Origin of the sequence: Leclercia sp. M50, assembly GCF_037150775.1 — a bacterium.
Lineage (GTDB): Bacteria > Pseudomonadota > Gammaproteobacteria > Enterobacterales > Enterobacteriaceae > Enterobacter.
Map to the genome: position 1 here is coordinate 27,728 of NZ_JBBCPK010000020.1, position 16,672 is coordinate 44,399.

Below are 16,672 nucleotides of genomic sequence, written 5' to 3' on the forward strand. Positions count from 1 at the left end.
TTACGGAATTTTCCGTAAAGTGCGATAGTCTGAACAGGCAGAGTAAAATCCTTCAGGAGAGTGCCATGAAGTGGCAACAACGCATACGCGTCGCAACCGGCCTGAGTTGCTGGCAGATTATGTTGCATTTATTGGTGGTGGCCGTGCTGGTGATGGCCTGGATGAGCGGTACCCTGGTGCGGGTCGGCTTAGGATTATGCGTGCTGTACGGCGTGACTGTCCTGTTGATGCTCTTTTTACAGCGTCATCATGAAGCGCGCTGGCGCGAAGTGGCGGATGTGCTCGAAGAGCTCACCACCACCTGGTATTTTGGCGCGGCACTGATTGTGCTGTGGCTGTTGTCCCGCGTGCTGCAAAACAACTTTTTGCTGGCTGTCGCAGGGCTGGCTATCCTTGCAGGGCCCGCGATCGTTTCCCTGTTAACCAAAGACAAAAAGCTACGCGATATTCCGCCTGAACATCGCGTACGCCACTGAACCCGTCACGGCCGCTATCACCAGTAGCGGCCACAAACTCCCCCAGACAATATCCAGACTCGCATCCTTGAGATAGATCTGCTTGGTGATATCGGTGAAGTGCCGGATCGGATTCACCCAGGTTAAGTTCTGCAGCCAGACTGGCATGTTCTCCACCGGCGAGACGTAGCCCGAGAGCAAAATGGCGGGCATCATAAAGACGAACACCCCGATAAACGCCTGCTGCTGGGTCGAGCAGAGCGCCGAGATCAGCAGACCAAACCCCACCAGCGACAGCCCGTAAATCACCATTGTGAAGTAAAAGAGCAGAAGCGATCCGGCAAACGGGATGTGATAGGCCCAGATGCCAATCGCCAGCACAATACTGGCCTGGAAAGTGGCGACAATCAGCGCCGGGACCGCCTTACCGACAAAGATTTGCCAGGTCGCCAGCGGGGAGACCACCAACTGATCGAAGGTGCCCTGTTCGCGCTCCCGGGCCACCGACAGGGAGGTGACGATCATCACCCCAATGGTGGTGATCATGGCGATCAGAGACGGTACCACAAACCATTTGTAGTCGAGGTTCGGGTTATACCAGTTGCGCACCACCAGCTCGCTGTTGTTCGGTTTCGGTTTGCCCGCCATCAGCTCCTGCTGGTAATCCTTCACCACCTGTTGCAGGTAGTTGGCGGCGATTTGCGCGCTGTTGGAGTTACGCCCGTCGAGGATGAGCTGCATAGGGGCAGTTTGCAGGGTGTCGAGGTTACGGGAAAAATCGGCCGGGAAGCGCACCAGCAGCAGCGCCTTTTGCGTATCGATGGTGGGCTGGATCTCCTGTGGGCTCTTCAGGATCAGCACATGGGTAAAGGCTTTGGCGCGGGCGAAACGCTGGGTCAGCTCCACCGAATGTTTGCCGTTATCTTCGTTATAGACAGCGATTGTGGCGTTGGTCACCTCCAGGGTGGCCGCCCAGGGGAAGAGCAGCACCTGGATCAGCACCGGCAGAATCAATATCGCCCGGGTCTGCGGCTCGCGCAGCAGGGATTGCAGCTCTTTGCGAATCAATGTCCATAAACGGTAAAACATAGTGTCGTCCTCTCGTCGGGTGGCGCTATCGCTTACCCGACCTACAAAATCAACGGGCCTTGTAGGCCCGGTAAGGTAGCGCCACCGGGCACAATCGATGCACGACGGCTAATCCAGGCGCCGTTTGGTTTTCATCCATGTCAGGCCGATAAACATTACCGCCGAGGCAATCAAAAACAGCAGGTTCACCATCAGCACCACCGGAATATTGCCCGCCAGGAACAGGCTTTGCAGGGTGCTGACGAAATAACGCGCCGGGATGATATAGGTCACCGCGCGGATCACCGCCGGCATACTGTCGATCTGGAAAATAAACCCGGACAGCATTATCGACGGCAAAAACGCGGCATTCAGCGCCACCTGGGCGGCATTAAACTGGTTGCGGGTGATGGTGGAGATAAGCAGCCCCATCCCCAGCGTGCTGAGCAGGAACAGGCTGGTGATGGCGAACAGCACCAGCAGCGAGCCGCGATAGGGCACGCCGAGAATAAATACGGATACCAGCATGCAGAGCAGCATCGCCAGCATTCCGAGGAAATAGTAGGGGATCAGCTTGCACAGCAGCAGTTCCGTGCGCGTCACTTCGGTGGAGAGCAGCGCCTCCATGGTGCCGCGCTCCCACTCGCGGGCAATCACCAGCGAGGTCAGAATGGCGCCGATCACCGTCATGATAATGGTTACCGCACCGGGAATAATAAAGTGCTGGCTGATGGCCGCCGGGTTAAACCAGTAGCGGGTCTGGACGTCAATCAGCGGCTCAAACGTCTCGCCGCGATCGTCTGCCCGCTGCATCTGCCACAGCTGCCAGATCCCCTCTGAGTAGCCCTGCACGAAGTTGGCGGTATTGGGCTCGCTGCCGTCGGTGATCACCTGGATCGGAGCGGTATCGTTCGGGCGCGCCATGCGGGCGGCAAAATCCCCCGGGATCACAATCATCCCGCGAATGCGTCCGGCCTGCATCATCTGGGTGAGCTTATGGCGATCGTCACTGATGGTAGCGTCGATGTAGGGCGAGCCGGTCAGGGTATGGGTGAAGTCCAGCGCCTCTTCGCTGTGCTGCTCCAGCAGGATCCCCACCCGCAGCTTGCTGGAGTCGAGGTTTATGCCGTAGCCGAAGATAAAGAGCAGCAGCAGGGGGATCACCACCGCAATCAGCCAGCTGCTTGGGTCGCGCACAATCTGCCGCGTCTCTTTGATGCACAGGGCGCGGACCCGACGCCAGGAGAGGGCTTTGTCAGACATGGCCATGCTCCTTATCCCAGTCGTTAATGAGCGTGATAAACGCCTGTTCCATGGTGGGATCGGGCTGCTGCGCGTCCGCCACCTGGGCTTTCAGATCGTCTGGGGTGCCGTGAGCAATCAGCTTGCCGCGATAGACCAGCCCAATCCGGTCGCAATACTCCGCCTCATCCATAAAGTGGGTGGTCACCATCACCGTAACCCCCTTTTCCACCATGCTGTTGATATGCAGCCAGAACTCCCGGCGGGTGAGGGGATCGACCCCGGAGGTGGGTTCATCAAGAAACAGAATGTCCGGCTCGTGCATCAGCGAGCAGGCCAGCGCCAGCCGCTGCTTGAACCCGAGCGGCAGCGCGTCGGTGGCCTGGCCGGCGACCTGGCGCAGGCCAAACGCTTCGCTCATGCGGGCGATTTTTTCATTCTGCACCCGCCCGCGCAGGCCGTAGACGCCAGAGAAAAAGCGCAGGTTTTGCTCAACCGTCAGGTTGCCGTAGAGCGAGAACTTTTGCGCCATATAGCCCAGATGCTGGCGCGCTTTGCCGGAGCTGACCTTCAGATCCATATCCAGCACCAGCGCTTTGCCGGCGGTGGGCACCAGCAGGCCGCACATCATTTTAAAGGTGGTGGATTTACCCGCGCCGTTAGGGCCCAGCAGGCCGAAGATTTCGCCGCGTTTTACCGTAAAGTTCACATTGTCGGTAGCGGCAAAGTCACCAAATTTTTTGGTCAGGGATTTGGCCTCAATCACCGTCTCGCCGGGGGTGCCCTCCACGGTATGCAGGATCGCCCCCAGCGGCGATTCGGCGGTGCCTGCGCCGCCGAGCAGATCGATAAAGGCATCTTCAAACCGCGGCGCAGTCTCATCAATCGCCAGATCCGGCAGATCCGCGTTTCGGCGCAGATCGTCGGCGCAGGCCTCTTTTTTGAGGATCACCCGCACCGATTTCCCCTGGATCATGCCGTCGCTCACCTGGGGCAGCTTCAGCACCCGTTGCAGCAGGCGGCGGTTGTTCTCGTGGGGGGAGTGCAGCAGCACGCTGCGCCCGGTCATGCTCCGGGTCAGGGCTGTGGGATCGCCCTGATAGAGCAGCTCCCCTTCGTTCATCAGCAGCACGTCGCGGCACTGCTCCGCTTCGTCGAGATAGGAGGTGCTCCAGAGGATTAACATTCCGTCCCCCGCCAGCTCGTGCACCATCTGCCACAGCTCGCGGCGGGAGATGGGGTCGACGCCAACGCCGGGTTCGTCCAGCAGCAGCACCTTCGGTTGTCCCACCAGCGTACAGGCCAGCCCCAGCTTCTGCTTCATGCCGCCGGAGAGCTTGCCCGCCAGCCGGTCGGTGAAAGGGCCGAGCGACGTAAACTCAAGCAGGCGCTGAAAGGTTTTCTCCCGGGTCTCGCCGGTGACGCTGCGCAGGTCGGCATACAGGGTCAGGTTCTCCATCACCGTCAGATCTTCATACAGTCCGAACTTCTGCGGCATATAGCCCAGCATCGCATGCAGGGCGCGATCGTCGCGAACCGGGTCCAGCCCCAGCACGCTGGCGCTGCCTTCGTCGGGCTTCAGCAGGCCGGCAAGCATCCGCATCAGGGTCGTTTTGCCCGCGCCGTCCGGGCCGACCAGCCCGGTGACGTAGCCTTTATGCACCGTGCAGTCGAGCGGCGCGACGGCGGGTTTGTCCATCCCGGCAAAGCGTTTGACCAGGCCGGTAAGCTGGATCACCGCATCACTCATGGGCTTGCCCAATGTCGAAGCTGACGGTCACCGGCATTCCCTGGCGCAGGGCATCGTCGGCATCGTTCACGATAATGCGCAGGCGATAGACCAGATCGGTACGCAGGTCCGGGGTTTCGACGGTTTTCGGCGTAAATTCTGCGGTCGGGGAGACAAAGCCGATTTTCCCGTGGTACGGCTTGTCGGGGCGACTGTCGGTATAGAGCAGCACTTCGCGCCCCGGTTTCGCCTCGCCGAGACTGGCTTCATTGACGTAAGCCCGCACCCATACCGGACGCGTCAGGGAGAGGGTCAGTACTGTACTGCCCGCGTTCAGCATACTGCCGGGCTCTATGGCGCGTGTCAGCAGGGTACCGTTGGCCGGGGCCACCAGGGTAGTGTCGTGCAGATCCAGCTGCGCTTGCGCCAGCTGAGCCTGGGCCTGTTCGAGGCTGGCTTTTGCCTGGGCGATATCCTGCTCGCGGTTGCCGGAGCGGTACTGGCGCAACTTATCCTGGGAGGATTTCAGCGTCGCCAGAGCCTGATCCCGCGAGGAGCGGGCGTTCTCCAGATCGTTGGCCGACACGGTGCGGCTTTTCCACAATCCCTGCTGACGGACAAAGAAGTTCTGCGCGTAGTCATAGGCGGCCTGCGCCTGTTTAACGGCGGCGGCGGCCTGGGCGACCTCTTCGTCACGGTAGCCCGCCTGCATTAAGTCGTATTGCGCCTGTGCCACGGCAACCCCCGCCTGGGCCTGCAACAGCGCGTTCTGGTAGGGCGCCTTGTCCAGCGTGCCCAACGTCTGACCAGCGGTAATGGCATCGCCTTCATCCACGCTCAGGGAGGCGAGCCGTCCGCCGACGCGAAAGCTCATGTTCACGGTGCGGATATCGACGTTACCGTACAGGGTCAGCGTTTTATCCTGCTGGCTCTGATACCACAGCCAGCCGCCGATACCGGCTGCCAGCACAACCACCACAGCCACAATAATGGCGACAGGTTTTTTCATGACTCCAGGCTCCTTTGCGTTAAGCCCTGCAGGATCAAATCGACATGACAGGTGATGACCTGACTGATTTGCAGCGCTTTATCCTCATCAAATTCGGTCCAGCCGGTGCGTAACAGAATGGTTTCACGCCCCAGGCGAAAGGCGAGCACTTCCCCCAGCAGGGCATGGGTATGCAAAATGGTCTGCGTATCAAGAGGATCACACCCGGTATAGGCCGCCACCAGCCGGGTCAGGTGGGAGTGCATCGGGGCGATAACCTGATCGTGGACCAGCTGGTAAGCGGCAGAGGGCGAGAGTTGCTCGCGTGAAATAAACTTACTCAGGTTCAGCGTATCGTCATGGGTCAGCAGCTGAATCATGTTGTTGCAGGCGGTTAGGATCAGGCCACGAATGGCCGCGCGATCCGGCGACGGCTCGGCAAGCAGCGTGGTGGCTTCCTCCACCTGGGGGCGAAACTGGGTGCCAATGAAGTCGGCGATCCACTGGGCGCAGGCGAGGTAGAGATCCTCTTTCGAGCCAAAATAGTAGGTGATGGCGGCGATATTCTGCCCCGCCTGCGCGGCGATATCGCGGGTGGTGGCATGCAGCCCATATTCGCCAAACTGCGCCAGCGCGGCGGCGATTAACTGGCTTTTCGCCTGCTCACCTTTGGTGGTGGTCGGGATCGGATTCATAGCGGCACACAAAATTAATCAATCGATTGATTAAGAGTATGACTGTTTTTTGAGCTTGTCCACTTTTGTCGGCACGTTTTGCGCCGGGCGGCACGGCGTTGCCCGGCACAGGTAATAACGCGGAGTTATGAGTTTGCAGGATAATTTATGCGCCAAGTCACAAAAGCTGCTACACTCCGCTGCTTCGCGACACCGTGGTTTTTGTCCTTTCATTTGTTATATCTCCCTGAAAACTACACCTGAAAATGGTCGGGGCGGTTCGGAGTTGTTATGTCTTTTGATACCCTTGGCCTGAACCCGGAAATTCTGCGCGCTGTAGCGGAGCAGGGTTACCGCGAACCGACCCCTATCCAGCAGCAGGCCATTCCTGCTGTACTGGCAGGCCGCGATCTGATGGCCAGCGCCCAGACCGGGACCGGTAAAACCGCCGGCTTTACCCTGCCGCTGCTGCAACGCCTCATCTCAAGCGAACCGCACGCCAAAGGCCGTCGCCCGGTACGCGCCCTGATCCTGACCCCAACCCGTGAACTGGCCGCCCAGGTGGGTGAGAACGTGCGTGAGTACAGCCGCTATCTCAACATCCGCTCGCTGGTGGTGTTTGGCGGGGTGAGCATCAACCCGCAGATGATGAAACTGCGCGGCGGCGTGGACGTGCTGATCGCCACCCCGGGCCGTCTGCTCGACCTGGAACACCAGAACGCCGTTAAGCTCGACAGCGTGGAGATCCTGGTGCTCGACGAAGCTGACCGCATGCTGGACATGGGCTTTATCCACGATATTCGTCGCGTGCTGGCAAAATTGCCGGCCCGCCGTCAGAACCTGCTCTTCTCTGCAACCTTCTCCGACGAGATCAAAGGCCTGGCGGAAAAGCTGCTGCACAATCCGCTGGAAGTGGAAGTAGCGCGTCGCAACACCGCCTCCGAACAGGTGACCCAGCATGTTCACTTTGTTGATAAAAAGCGCAAGCGCGAACTGCTCTCCCAGATGATTGGCGAAGGCAACTGGCAGCAGGTGCTGGTCTTCACCCGTACCAAGCACGGGGCGAACCACCTGGCGGAACAGCTGAACAAAGACGGCATCCGCAGCGCGGCCATCCACGGTAATAAGAGCCAGGGGGCACGTACCCGCGCGCTGGCCGATTTCAAATCTGGTGATATCCGCGTACTGGTGGCAACCGACATCGCCGCCCGCGGCCTGGATATCGAAGAGCTACCGCACGTGGTGAACTACGAGCTGCCGAACGTTCCGGAAGATTATGTCCACCGTATCGGCCGTACCGGTCGCGCGGCGGCAACGGGCGAAGCGCTGTCGCTGGTCTGTGTTGATGAGCACAAGCTGCTGCGCGACATTGAACGCCTGCTGAAAAAAGAGATCCCGCGTATCGCCCTCGAGGGCTATGACGTTGATCCGTCCATCAAAGCCGAGCCGATCCAGAACGGGCGTCAGGGCGGGCGTGGTCAGGGCGGTGGACGCGGGCAGGGCGGCGGTGGACGTGGTCAGCAGCAGCCACGCCGTAGCGAAGGCGGCGCGCCGAAAGCGGCAAATAAACCGCCGCGTCGCGATGGCGAGGGCAAACCGGCGGGTGAAGGCCAGCGTCGACGCCGTCCGCGCAAGCCGTCAGCAGCGCAGTAATCTGGAAGCCCGGTCGTAAAGCCGGGCTTTTCTTTTGCGGCCCGCTTGAGAAAGTGCCACAATAGTGGCTGTTTATACAGTACTTCAGGTTCATCATGGCTTTAACCGCCGCGCTGAAAGCGCAAATTGCCGCCTGGTATAAGGCGCTACAACAGCAGATCCCCGACTTCATTCCCCGCGCACCGCAACGGCAGATGATTGCCGATGTGGCAAAAACGCTGGCCGGTGACGAGGGCCGACATCTGGCAATTGAAGCCCCGACTGGCGTCGGTAAAACCCTCTCTTACCTGATCCCCGGCATCGCTATCGCCCGGGAAGAACAAAAGACGCTGGTGGTCAGTACCGCCAACGTCGCCCTGCAGGATCAGATCTACAGCAAAGATCTGCCGCTGCTGCGCAAAATTATTCCCGAGCTGCGCTTCACCGCCGCCTTTGGTCGCGGGCGCTATGTCTGCCCGCGCAACTTAACCGCCCTTGCCAGCACCGAGCCCACCCAGCAGGATCTGCTGGCCTTTCTGGATGACGAGCTGACCCCCAACAACAAGGCCGAGCAGGAGCAGTGCGCCCGGCTTAAGGCCGATCTCGATAGCTATAAATGGGATGGCCTGCGGGATCACACCGATCAGGCGCTCAGTGACGATCTCTGGCGCAGGCTCAGTACCGATAAGGCCAGCTGTCTGAACCGCAATTGCCACTACTATCGCGAATGCCCGTTCTTTGTTGCCCGCCGCGAAATTCAGGAGGCTGAAGTGGTGGTCGCCAACCATGCGCTGGTAATGGCGGCGATGGAGAGCGAAGCGGTGCTGCCGGATCCGAAAAACCTGCTGCTGGTGCTGGATGAAGGCCATCACCTGCCGGACGTCGCCCGCGACGCGCTGGAGATGAGCGCCGAGATAACTGCCCCCTGGTTCCGCCTGCAGCTCGATCTGTTCTGCAAGCTGGTGGCGACCTGCATGGATCAGTTCCGGCCGAAAACCATTCCGCCGCTGGCGATCCCGGAGCGCCTCAGCGAGCACTGCGAAACGATCTATAGCCATATCGCCTCGCTGAATAACATGCTCAATCTCTATCTGCCACCCGGCCAGGAAGCAGAGCACCGCTTTGAGATGGGCACGCTGCCGGAGGAGATCATGGATCTTTGCCGCGAGCTGGCGCAGCTTATTGAAAAACTGCGTGGGCTGGCGGAGCTGTTTTTAAACGATCTCAGTGAAAAAACCGGCACCCATGACGTGGTGCGTGTCCACCGGGTGCTGCTACAGATGAACCGTGCCCTGGGTATGTTCGAGGGGCAGAGCAAGCTGTGGCGGCTGGCGTCGATGGCCCAGGCCTCCGGCGCGCCAGTCACCAAGTGGGCGACGCGGGAGGTCCGGGAGGGGCAGGTGCATCTCTTCTTCCACTGCGCGGGCATTCGCGTCAGCGATCAGCTGGAAAAGCTGCTCTGGCGCAGCGTTCCGCATGTGGTGGTGACCTCCGCCACGCTGCGCTCGCTGAACAGTTTCTCCCGCCTGCAGGAGATGAGCGGTCTGAAGGAGAAGGCGGGCGATCGCTTTGTGGCCCTCGACTCGCCGTTCAACCACTGCGAGCAGGGCAAGCTGGTGATCCCGCGTATGCAGTATGAGCCGCTGATTGACAACGAAGAGCAGCACCTTGCCGAAATGGCGGCCTACTTTCGCGAACAGCTGGAAAGCAAAAAGTATCCCGGCATGCTGGTGCTGTTCGCCAGCGCCCGGGCAATGAACCTCTTTTTAACCTTTGTCACCGACCTGCGCCTGTTGCTGTTGGTTCAGGGGGATCAGCCCCGCTACCGGCTGGTGGAGCTGCACCGTAAACGTATCGAGGCCGGAGAGCGCAGCGTGCTGGTGGGGCTCCAGTCCTTTGCCGAAGGGCTGGATCTGAAGGGCGACTACCTGACCCAGGTGCATATCCATAAGATTGCCTTCCCGCCTATCGACAGCCCGGTGGTGCTCACCGAGGGCGAGTGGCTGAAAAGCCTGAACCGCTTCCCGTTTGAGGTGCAGAGTCTGCCTGCGGCGTCGTTCAACCTGATCCAGCAGGTCGGGCGCCTGATCCGCAGCCACAGCTGCTGGGGCGAAGTGGTGATCTACGATAAGCGGCTGTTGACCAAAAACTACGGCAAGCGGTTGCTGAATGCCCTGCCGGTCTTTCCCATCGAACAGCCTGAGGTTCCCGAAGTAAAAAAACGCCCGGCTAAGCTTGCCGCCGGGCGCAGGAAAAGCATCCGTGCTAAGAGGCGTGGTCCTACTGGTAAGTGAAGGTAAACAGCACCGTGCTTGAAAACTCCCCCGCGTGGACCGGAACGTACGAGGCGTAATAGCGTGCCGCCATCGGGAAATCGGCGCTGTGGGTGATCGGGTCAATTACCGCATTGAAGCGCGCTTCTGGCGCCAGAATGATCGAGTCGGTGCGGTCGCCCAGTTCCAGCGCCAGCCCTTTCGCCGTACCGGTGTTGGCGAACTTGAACGGATGAAGCCTGTCGCGCTGCCCCTCCAGGTTGATCGTCGCCAGGGTGAGGCTTTGCGGGCAATGCGAAATGGTGATATCAAAATTTTTCCACACGCCGACATCCCCCGGCGCTTTAAAATCACTGGCCACCGCCTGGCCGAGATTGACCACTTTATTCTGGCTGGTGCTGTCCACCTCGCAGGCCGTATCGTAAATATTGCCTTTGATGCTGAGGAGCACGTCGGTGGCTGAGGCGGGCAGGCTGGCCAGCAGCACGAGCAGGGCTACATATTTCATCGGGATCTCACTGATATTCAATGTCGATGGTGGCAATGGTATTGGCTCTTCCGGCAGTCGCCTGAACGCCAGTCTGGTAATACTGCACCCTGAAGGGCAGGTCGAACGGCTGGTTGGGAACGGTTTGGTCGCCAAAGGGGATAGGGTAGTTGTAGCGTAGCGCCACGCCGCCAACCATCATTCGCACCCCGATGCCCGTGGCGCTGTCGCTGCCCGGTGTCAGGTTCAGCACGTCATTGCCGTCACCGAGCGAGGTGCTGCCGTTGGCGCTGGTAACCCGGGCGGTCATGGTCACCGCGTCGGTACAGGTTGCCGTCAGGTTAAAGCTTTGCCAGCCGCTGGTGCTGCCGATGTGGGTAAAGAGAGTGACCGGAAAATTCCCCAGCATAATGACCAGGCTTCTCGGATCTACGGAGCAGGTGGTGGCCTTCAGCGCCAGGCTGCCGCCGTAGCGCACGGCGTTCAGTTGACCCAGCTGTTGATCGGGGTAGATACCCAGGGACCAGATGCCGTTACGCACCGTCGTTGACGTCTGCTCTTTGGTGGTGCTTGCCGTTTTGATCAGCTGCATCCTCAGCGATACGTTGAAGCTGCCGGAGCCGTCACTGCTGACGTACCCCAGGGGCGTGCTTCGGCTGTCACAGTGGGCGTTACGGCCCCGGACCGGCTGGCCGGCGCTGTTCAGCAGTTCAATACCAATCCCCTCGATACCGCTGCGCCAGACGCCCGGCATCCCCGGAATTTCATCGCCTTCGCCCAGATGGCAGGCGGTGATTGGCTTACCGCTGTCGGCAGCGTCACAGTGGCCTTTTACCGTGTGCGTGCGGGCGGAGCCCGGGATAGCATTGCCCACCCCCAGCGTGGCGGGCACCGTCAGCGCACCCGGCGTGGTTGTCCAGGGCAGATCTGCGGTAGAGCATGCTGCTTTAGCCTGCGGCATAAACAGAAACAGGGCGGCAAACAGGGCCAGTACAGAGCCGTAACGGAAGGGTTTCATCTTTTCCTCGATGCTGTCACGTGCACTGCGCGGTGACGCTAATCACCGGGTCAGCGGATCGGGACGGCAGTTGATAGTGGGCGGAGCAGTGCGCGCCTGCGCCTTTGCCCCAGCTGACGCTGACACTGCCCCGGGCGTGCATCCCGGTTAGATAGACCTGGCCGCCATCACCAACGATAAATTCGCTGCTCTCATGGGCCGGCGCCGCCGTGGCACCAAAGGGCACCGGGCGTCCATCGGCGCGGGTGAGGGTCAGCAGCACCCGGCTGCCGACGCGGGTATTAAAGTGGGTACGCACCACCGCCCCACGGGTTGGGGTAATAATTTGGGCCGCCTGGCCGACGTCGGCGCCTGCAGGCAGGCTCTCGGTATCCAGTGACACGGTATTGTGATGGTACGGCGTGACGTAAGGCACAATGGCATAGCCACGATAGTCGGTTTTAACCCCGGTCTGGTTTTCGATCCCGGTGCCGTTGGCCCCCGGCGCCTCTACCAATGCCACCGTGTCCCCCATCGGCTGGCCGAGGGTGATGCCGTGGGCGTGAGCAATCATGCTCCCCTGTACGCCGAGGTTGAGCTGGCGCTGCTGGTTATCCTGAGAATAGCCTGCCGTCATCTCGCCGTAGGTGGCTTTGTAATCGCTGTTCAGGTTGGTGCTATAGCCGGAAGTGTGGCTGTGGCCCTGCTGAATCCCCCAGCTGAGGTTATCCCCCGCCAGCGCGGTGCCGTTCAGGCCGACGCTCTGACTGGTGTCATGCTTGCTGTTGTTAAAGGTGTAATTGACCCAGGTATTGCTCAGCCAGCGATCCAGCGGAACGGAGACGTTAAAGCCGAAGGTCTGCTCGTTCTCCCGCCGATCGTCGTTATCCTCTTCATCCTGGACGTTTTTGCTCAGGCCATAGTTGATACCGTAGCTGATGCCGTGCCAGCTGCCGTTATAGCCGATGCTCAACGAGGTCATACTCTGGTCGCTGTGCCAGTAATTCTCTTTGACCAGGCTTAACGTCATCGAGCCCAGGGAGCCGCCCAGGGATTGATCGATAGTGGCTTCCTGGCGGTTGCGGCGGCGATCCGCCGGGCTCCAGTCGTCGTCGTGGGTATGGGAGTTAAGGACGTCTGCCATGGTGTCAAACCCGGCGCTGTTGTAGCGATACCCGGCCACCGTAAAGTGGGTGCCGGTGGTCGCGAAGTCTTTGCTATAGCGCACTCGCCAGGCGCGGCCACGGGAGGTTTTTTGCCCCTGCATCTGCGATTTTGCCGCGGTCATATCCACCGAAAATGCTCCCCAGTCACCGATGTTTTTACCGGTGCCGAGCGCCAGGGCATCGTAATACTGACTGGTCTGGATACCGCCGTAGGCGGTGATATCATACGGCAGGCCGTAGATCCCGGTGCCCTGCAGGAACGGTGTCTTCTCCACGCTGTGGTCATAGCTGCGGTAGCGCCCGCCGGTCAGGCTGTACTTGAAGCGGCCTTCACGCTGTAAAACTGGCACCGAGGCGTAAGGCACCACAAAGTGCTGCTCGCTGCCATCGGTCTCTTTGACGGTAACGTTCAGATCGCCGCTGCCGCCGGTAGGGTAGAGATCGTTAATTTCAAACGCGCCGGGGGCGACGTAGTTCTGATAGATCACGTAGCCGTTCTGGCGCACCACCACCTGGGCGTTACTGTGCGCCACGCCGCGAATGCGGGGGGCGAAGCCCTTCAGGCTGTCCGGCAGCATGTCATCGTCGGAGGCAATCTGCGCCCCGGTGAACGATAGGCTATCAAACACGTCGGAGGGGGTAGAGCTTTCTCCAAGGGTGACGACGCTGCCCAGCGACAGGATATTGCGCTGGGCATAGCTGTAGACCGGGGAGAAGTTGTGCTGCGTGGTACGATCGTCCCGGGTGCGGCTCCAGGTGGAGTAGTTGCGTAGACGCCAGGCGCCGAGGTTCAGTCCCGGCCGCAGGTTGAGATATTCATTACGCTGGTGGCTGCCCTCTTCACCCCGGCTGCGGCTATCCTCGGCGGAGTAGCTGTAGTTCAGTAGGAAAGCGTTGATCCCGTTGTCCATCTCATCCGGCGCCACATAACCGTGAGGCACGGGAACAATGGCCGCCTGGGGGATGCTCAGCAGCAGCTGCTGCTGGCCGGGGCGGAAAGTGGCGCTGGCGGCCGGTAACCCAGAGAGATCGACACAGCCGTCATCCTTGGTGACGCTGAATTTATCGCTCTGGATACCCAGGCTCTTGAGGGTTTCTGGCGAGAGGCAGGGTTGCAGGGTGGCCGGACCGCTGGCTGGCTGTTGCAGGCCAAAGGCGATCTTTCTGTTAGCCACTTTATTATTATTCACATAGACATCCACCTGATAGCTCCCCGGCGCGATGCCCGGGCCCTTCTCATACAGCGAGAGGTCGGTTTTGCCCTGGCCGGGCGTGTCGATATCCAGCAGCGCCGGGTTGAAATAATCCTCCGCCAGCACCTGCTGTACCCCCACGCTCAGCACCGCGCAGCCCAGGGCAATCAGCAGGGTGCGTACGGGGTTACGGGGGGCTTTGGTGGAGTAGTCCCAGGGCATGGCGGCGTCGGGCTTATTGCAGTGGTGCAGACAGGGCGTGGCTCACCGCGCCATAATCGTTGATAATTTTCCAGGAAACCGTGTTGCCGGTGATGCCGCCCGGCACGGCAAAGTGCGCGTCGCTGTCGGGAGCCACCCAGGTGACATTGCTGACTTTTTTGCCGCCTACGGTGATGGACTGGAAGTTCATGTAAAACGGTGTCGGGTTGCTCACCACCAGGTTATTCCCCTGTTTATGCCAGCGTAATTTATCTGCCACCTCATCCGGCTTGCCGCTCACTCCGCTCGGACGGTAGATCAGTTTGATCCGCGTTTTAATGGCGATTTGCAGGGTGTTGCTGCTCTCGTTCGGGGAGGTAGAGGGGATAGATTTAATATTCAGCCAGTAGAGCGATTCGCGATCGGCTGGCAGATTGCCCCCGGTGCGCACGACGCGCAGGACGTTGTCCTGTCTGCCATCGAGGCGAAACAGCGGCGGGGTGATGAGAAACGGCGCTTTATCCCGCCCGGCATCAACGTTCTCTACCCAGGACTGCACCAGGTAGTCGAGGTTATCCGGGTTGGAAATCCCTAACGACGCTTCTTTTTTATCTCCCTGATAAATTAAACGGGTCCCTTCGATAATCACCCCGGCGTGAGCGGCGGTGGTCATGACTAACAGGGAGGCGATGAAAATAGATTTACGCATGGTGGGACTCTGAATAAAGCTGACAGCGCCTGACCGCAGGGGCCAGGCGTAACAGGATTAGTTGTACATTACGGTAAAGGTGGAGACGGCATTCGCCGGACCGGCGGTGATGGTGCTGCCGGTCTGGATATAGCGCGCGCCAAATACCAGATCGTTGGTAGTGGTGCCAGACTGCAGGGTATAGCTGGTCGAGGCGGTATAGAGGCTCAGCGGATTTTCGGTTTTATCCAGCAGCTGAATACCCACGCCGGTTGCCGCACCGGTGCCTGGGGTGACGGCCAGCACGTTGGCGTTGGTGCCGTCAGCGGAGCCACCAAAGGTGATGGCCGCGCTGGTGATGGTTTCCGGGCAGTCTTTCAGTTGAATATCAAATCGGATGGTGCCGGTGGTGGAACCAGAACCGGTGAAGGCCGTTTGTGACACTTTGCCAAGGGACACATCCAGCGGGCTGCTGACGCCATTGACCACCTGGCAGGCGGAATCAATGATCTCACCCGTAAAATTAATTTGCCCCTCGCCGCTGGTTGCAGCCCAGGCAGAGACAGAACAACATAATGCAGTGGCAATAAAGGTGCCGGAGACAATTTTACGCATAATAATTCCTGAGTGAATTCCGGTGTTTATAACATCCGTTGTGATTAATTTTTGGAAAAAAGCGGGGCGACTTTTTATCGGGGGCTAATTTACGTAATTTATTGCAAATTAATAAACATTGGCCTGGTCAATAGTAATTTCATTAGCGGTTGCAATATAATTTTTATTGCAAATACAACGGGTTAATTTTTATTTTACCCGATAGCGATAAGAGAAATGTCTGTTCGATGGCCCCTTATCAACGCTATAGTGTTAATAAGATGTCACAAGGAGAACGATCGTGGATTATCGCAAAATTATTAAAGAGGTCGGTCGAGGGAAAAATCATGCCCGCGACCTGGATCAGGAGACCGCCCGGGCCCTCTATACCGCGATGCTGAACGGTGAGGTGCCGGACCTGGAGATGGGCGGCATTTTGATTGCGCTGCGCATTAAGGGTGAGGGCGAAGGCGAAATGCGGGGCTTCTATGAGGCGATGCAGGCACAAACCCTGCGCCTGACGCCCCCGGTCGCAAAGCCGATGCCGGTGGTGATCCCAAGTTATAACGGGGCGCGTAAGCAAGCCAACCTGACCCCGCTGCTGGCGATCCTGCTGCATAAGCTGGGTTTCCCGGTGGTGGTGCACGGCGTGAGTGAAGATCCGACCCGCGTGCTGACGGAAACCATTTTCACCCTGCTGGGCATTGAGCCGACCCGTCACGGCGGCCAGGCGCAGGCGAAGCTGGATGGGCATCATCCGGTCTATATCCCGGTGAGTACTCTCTGTCCGCCGCTGGAAAAACAGCTGGCGATGCGCTGGCGTATGGGGGTGCGTAACAGCGCCCATACCCTGGCGAAGCTGGCGACGCCGTTTGCAGAAGATGCCGCGCTCCGCCTTTCCAGCGTGTCGCACCCGGAATATGTCACCCGCGTGGCGACATTTTTTGCCGATATCGGTGGCAGAGGGCTTCTGATGCACGGGACGGAAGGCGAAGTCTATGCCAACCCGCAGCGCTGTCCGCAGCTAACGCTGATTGATGCGGCGGGCACCCGGGTGGTGCTGGAGCGCGGCGAAGAGAACAGCGACGTTGTTCTGCCGCAAGCGAAGGATGCTGAAACCACGGCGCGCTGGATTGAGGGCTGCCTCGCCGGGCGCGAAGCGGTGCCGCACTCCCTGAAGCTGCAGATGGCCTGTTGCCTGCTGGCGAGCGGCCAGGTGGAGACGGTGGAGGCCGGTCTGGCGCGGGTTAACCAGAGTTTTTAACTAAAAAAAGGCCCGTCCAGC

General features: G+C 59.7%; 14 protein-coding genes. 4 read left to right on the forward strand and 10 right to left on the reverse strand.

Annotated features, from left to right (window positions below; genetic code table 11):
- Nucleotides 1-65 precede the first annotated feature (65 nt).
- Nucleotides 66-476 carry a YbhQ family protein gene (locus WFM46_RS07145; protein ID WP_114315572.1) on the forward strand — a complete coding sequence of 137 codons (411 nt, stop codon included), beginning with the start codon at nt 66-68 and terminating at the stop codon, nt 474-476.
- Here WFM46_RS07145 and WFM46_RS07150 read toward each other — a convergent pair.
- The 5 genes from WFM46_RS07150 to cecR all read right to left on the reverse strand — a co-directional run bounded on the left by WFM46_RS07150 (nt 438) and on the right by cecR (nt 6,177).
- Nucleotides 438-1,544 carry an ABC transporter permease gene (locus WFM46_RS07150; RefSeq protein ID WP_103178774.1) on the reverse strand — a complete coding sequence of 369 codons (1,107 nt, stop codon included), beginning with the start codon at nt 1,542-1,544 and terminating at the stop codon, nt 438-440. The genes WFM46_RS07145 and WFM46_RS07150 overlap by 39 nt on opposite strands.
- A 108-nt stretch (nt 1,545-1,652) precedes the next feature.
- Nucleotides 1,653-2,786 (reverse strand): ABC transporter permease, encoded by a 1,134-nt coding sequence (locus tag WFM46_RS07155; RefSeq protein WP_159339263.1) that lies wholly within the window; start codon nt 2,784-2,786, stop codon nt 1,653-1,655.
- Nucleotides 2,779-4,515: an ATP-binding cassette domain-containing protein gene (locus tag WFM46_RS07160; RefSeq protein WP_336997322.1), complete on the reverse strand. Its 1,737-nt coding sequence runs from the start codon at nt 4,513-4,515 to the stop codon at nt 2,779-2,781. Before WFM46_RS07160 ends, WFM46_RS07155 begins: the two co-directional genes overlap by 8 nt.
- Nucleotides 4,508-5,503 (reverse strand): secretion protein HlyD, encoded by a 996-nt coding sequence (gene hlyD, locus WFM46_RS07165; RefSeq protein ID WP_336997323.1) that lies wholly within the window; start codon nt 5,501-5,503, stop codon nt 4,508-4,510. The genes WFM46_RS07160 and hlyD overlap by 8 nt, the downstream gene beginning before the upstream one ends.
- Nucleotides 5,500-6,177 carry a transcriptional regulator CecR gene (gene cecR / locus WFM46_RS07170; protein WP_336997324.1) on the reverse strand — a complete coding sequence of 226 codons (678 nt, stop codon included), beginning with the start codon at nt 6,175-6,177 and terminating at the stop codon, nt 5,500-5,502. The genes hlyD and cecR overlap by 4 nt, the downstream gene beginning before the upstream one ends.
- A 270-nt stretch (nt 6,178-6,447) precedes the next feature.
- Here cecR and rhlE point away from each other — a divergent pair, with 270 nt between their 5' ends.
- Together rhlE and dinG are read left to right on the forward strand one after the other, a co-directional pair.
- Nucleotides 6,448-7,809: an ATP-dependent RNA helicase RhlE gene (rhlE, locus tag WFM46_RS07175; RefSeq protein ID WP_103178778.1), complete on the forward strand. Its 1,362-nt coding sequence runs from the start codon at nt 6,448-6,450 to the stop codon at nt 7,807-7,809.
- A gap of 95 nt (nt 7,810-7,904) precedes the next feature.
- Entirely contained in the window at nt 7,905-10,082 is a 2,178-nt protein-coding gene (gene dinG, locus WFM46_RS07180; protein ID WP_336997325.1) for an ATP-dependent DNA helicase DinG, read from the forward strand.
- Here dinG and WFM46_RS07185 read toward each other — a convergent pair.
- From WFM46_RS07185 to WFM46_RS07205, 5 genes are read right to left on the reverse strand one after another with little or no spacing between them, the layout of a single operon-like run.
- Entirely contained in the window at nt 10,069-10,569 is a 501-nt protein-coding gene (locus tag WFM46_RS07185; protein WP_103181052.1) for a fimbrial protein, read from the reverse strand. The genes dinG and WFM46_RS07185 overlap by 14 nt on opposite strands.
- Before the next feature lie 7 nt (nt 10,570-10,576).
- On the reverse strand, nt 10,577-11,566 hold the full coding sequence (locus WFM46_RS07190; protein ID WP_103178780.1) for a fimbrial protein: 990 nt from the start codon (nt 11,564-11,566) through the stop codon (nt 10,577-10,579).
- A 16-nt stretch (nt 11,567-11,582) separates the two neighbouring features.
- Nucleotides 11,583-14,126 (reverse strand): fimbria/pilus outer membrane usher protein, encoded by a 2,544-nt coding sequence (locus tag WFM46_RS07195; protein WP_336997326.1) that lies wholly within the window; start codon nt 14,124-14,126, stop codon nt 11,583-11,585.
- A gap of 13 nt (nt 14,127-14,139) precedes the next feature.
- On the reverse strand, nt 14,140-14,814 hold the full coding sequence (locus tag WFM46_RS07200; protein WP_156654135.1) for a fimbrial biogenesis chaperone: 675 nt from the start codon (nt 14,812-14,814) through the stop codon (nt 14,140-14,142).
- Nucleotides 14,815-14,871: 57 nt separating this feature from the next.
- Complete coding sequence (locus WFM46_RS07205) at nt 14,872-15,408, reverse strand: fimbrial protein (RefSeq protein WP_103178783.1); 537 nt, start codon at nt 15,406-15,408, stop codon at nt 14,872-14,874.
- Between the two features lie 280 nt (nt 15,409-15,688).
- Between WFM46_RS07205 and ybiB the strand changes: the two genes are divergently transcribed.
- A complete protein-coding gene (ybiB, locus tag WFM46_RS07210; protein WP_103178784.1) occupies nt 15,689-16,651 on the forward strand; it encodes a DNA-binding protein YbiB in 963 nt (320 codons plus the stop codon).
- Nucleotides 16,652-16,672 lie beyond the last annotated feature (21 nt).

Coding starts and splice junctions, on each gene's coding strand:
- WFM46_RS07145 (WP_114315572.1), top strand. CDS start 66: ATGAAGTGGCAACAACGCATACGCGTCGCAACCGGCCTGAGTTGCTGG.
- WFM46_RS07150 (WP_103178774.1), bottom strand. CDS start 1,544: ATGTTTTACCGTTTATGGACATTGATTCGCAAAGAGCTGCAATCCCTG.
- WFM46_RS07155 (WP_159339263.1), bottom strand. CDS start 2,786: ATGTCTGACAAAGCCCTCTCCTGGCGTCGGGTCCGCGCCCTGTGCATC.
- WFM46_RS07160 (WP_336997322.1), bottom strand. CDS start 4,515: ATGAGTGATGCGGTGATCCAGCTTACCGGCCTGGTCAAACGCTTTGCC.
- hlyD (WP_336997323.1), bottom strand. CDS start 5,503: ATGAAAAAACCTGTCGCCATTATTGTGGCTGTGGTGGTTGTGCTGGCA.
- cecR (WP_336997324.1), bottom strand. CDS start 6,177: ATGAATCCGATCCCGACCACCACCAAAGGTGAGCAGGCGAAAAGCCAG.
- rhlE (WP_103178778.1), top strand. CDS start 6,448: ATGTCTTTTGATACCCTTGGCCTGAACCCGGAAATTCTGCGCGCTGTA.
- dinG (WP_336997325.1), top strand. CDS start 7,905: ATGGCTTTAACCGCCGCGCTGAAAGCGCAAATTGCCGCCTGGTATAAG.
- WFM46_RS07185 (WP_103181052.1), bottom strand. CDS start 10,569: ATGAAATATGTAGCCCTGCTCGTGCTGCTGGCCAGCCTGCCCGCCTCA.
- WFM46_RS07190 (WP_103178780.1), bottom strand. CDS start 11,566: ATGAAACCCTTCCGTTACGGCTCTGTACTGGCCCTGTTTGCCGCCCTG.
- WFM46_RS07195 (WP_336997326.1), bottom strand. CDS start 14,126: ATGCCCTGGGACTACTCCACCAAAGCCCCCCGTAACCCCGTACGCACC.
- WFM46_RS07200 (WP_156654135.1), bottom strand. CDS start 14,814: ATGCGTAAATCTATTTTCATCGCCTCCCTGTTAGTCATGACCACCGCC.
- WFM46_RS07205 (WP_103178783.1), bottom strand. CDS start 15,408: ATGCGTAAAATTGTCTCCGGCACCTTTATTGCCACTGCATTATGTTGT.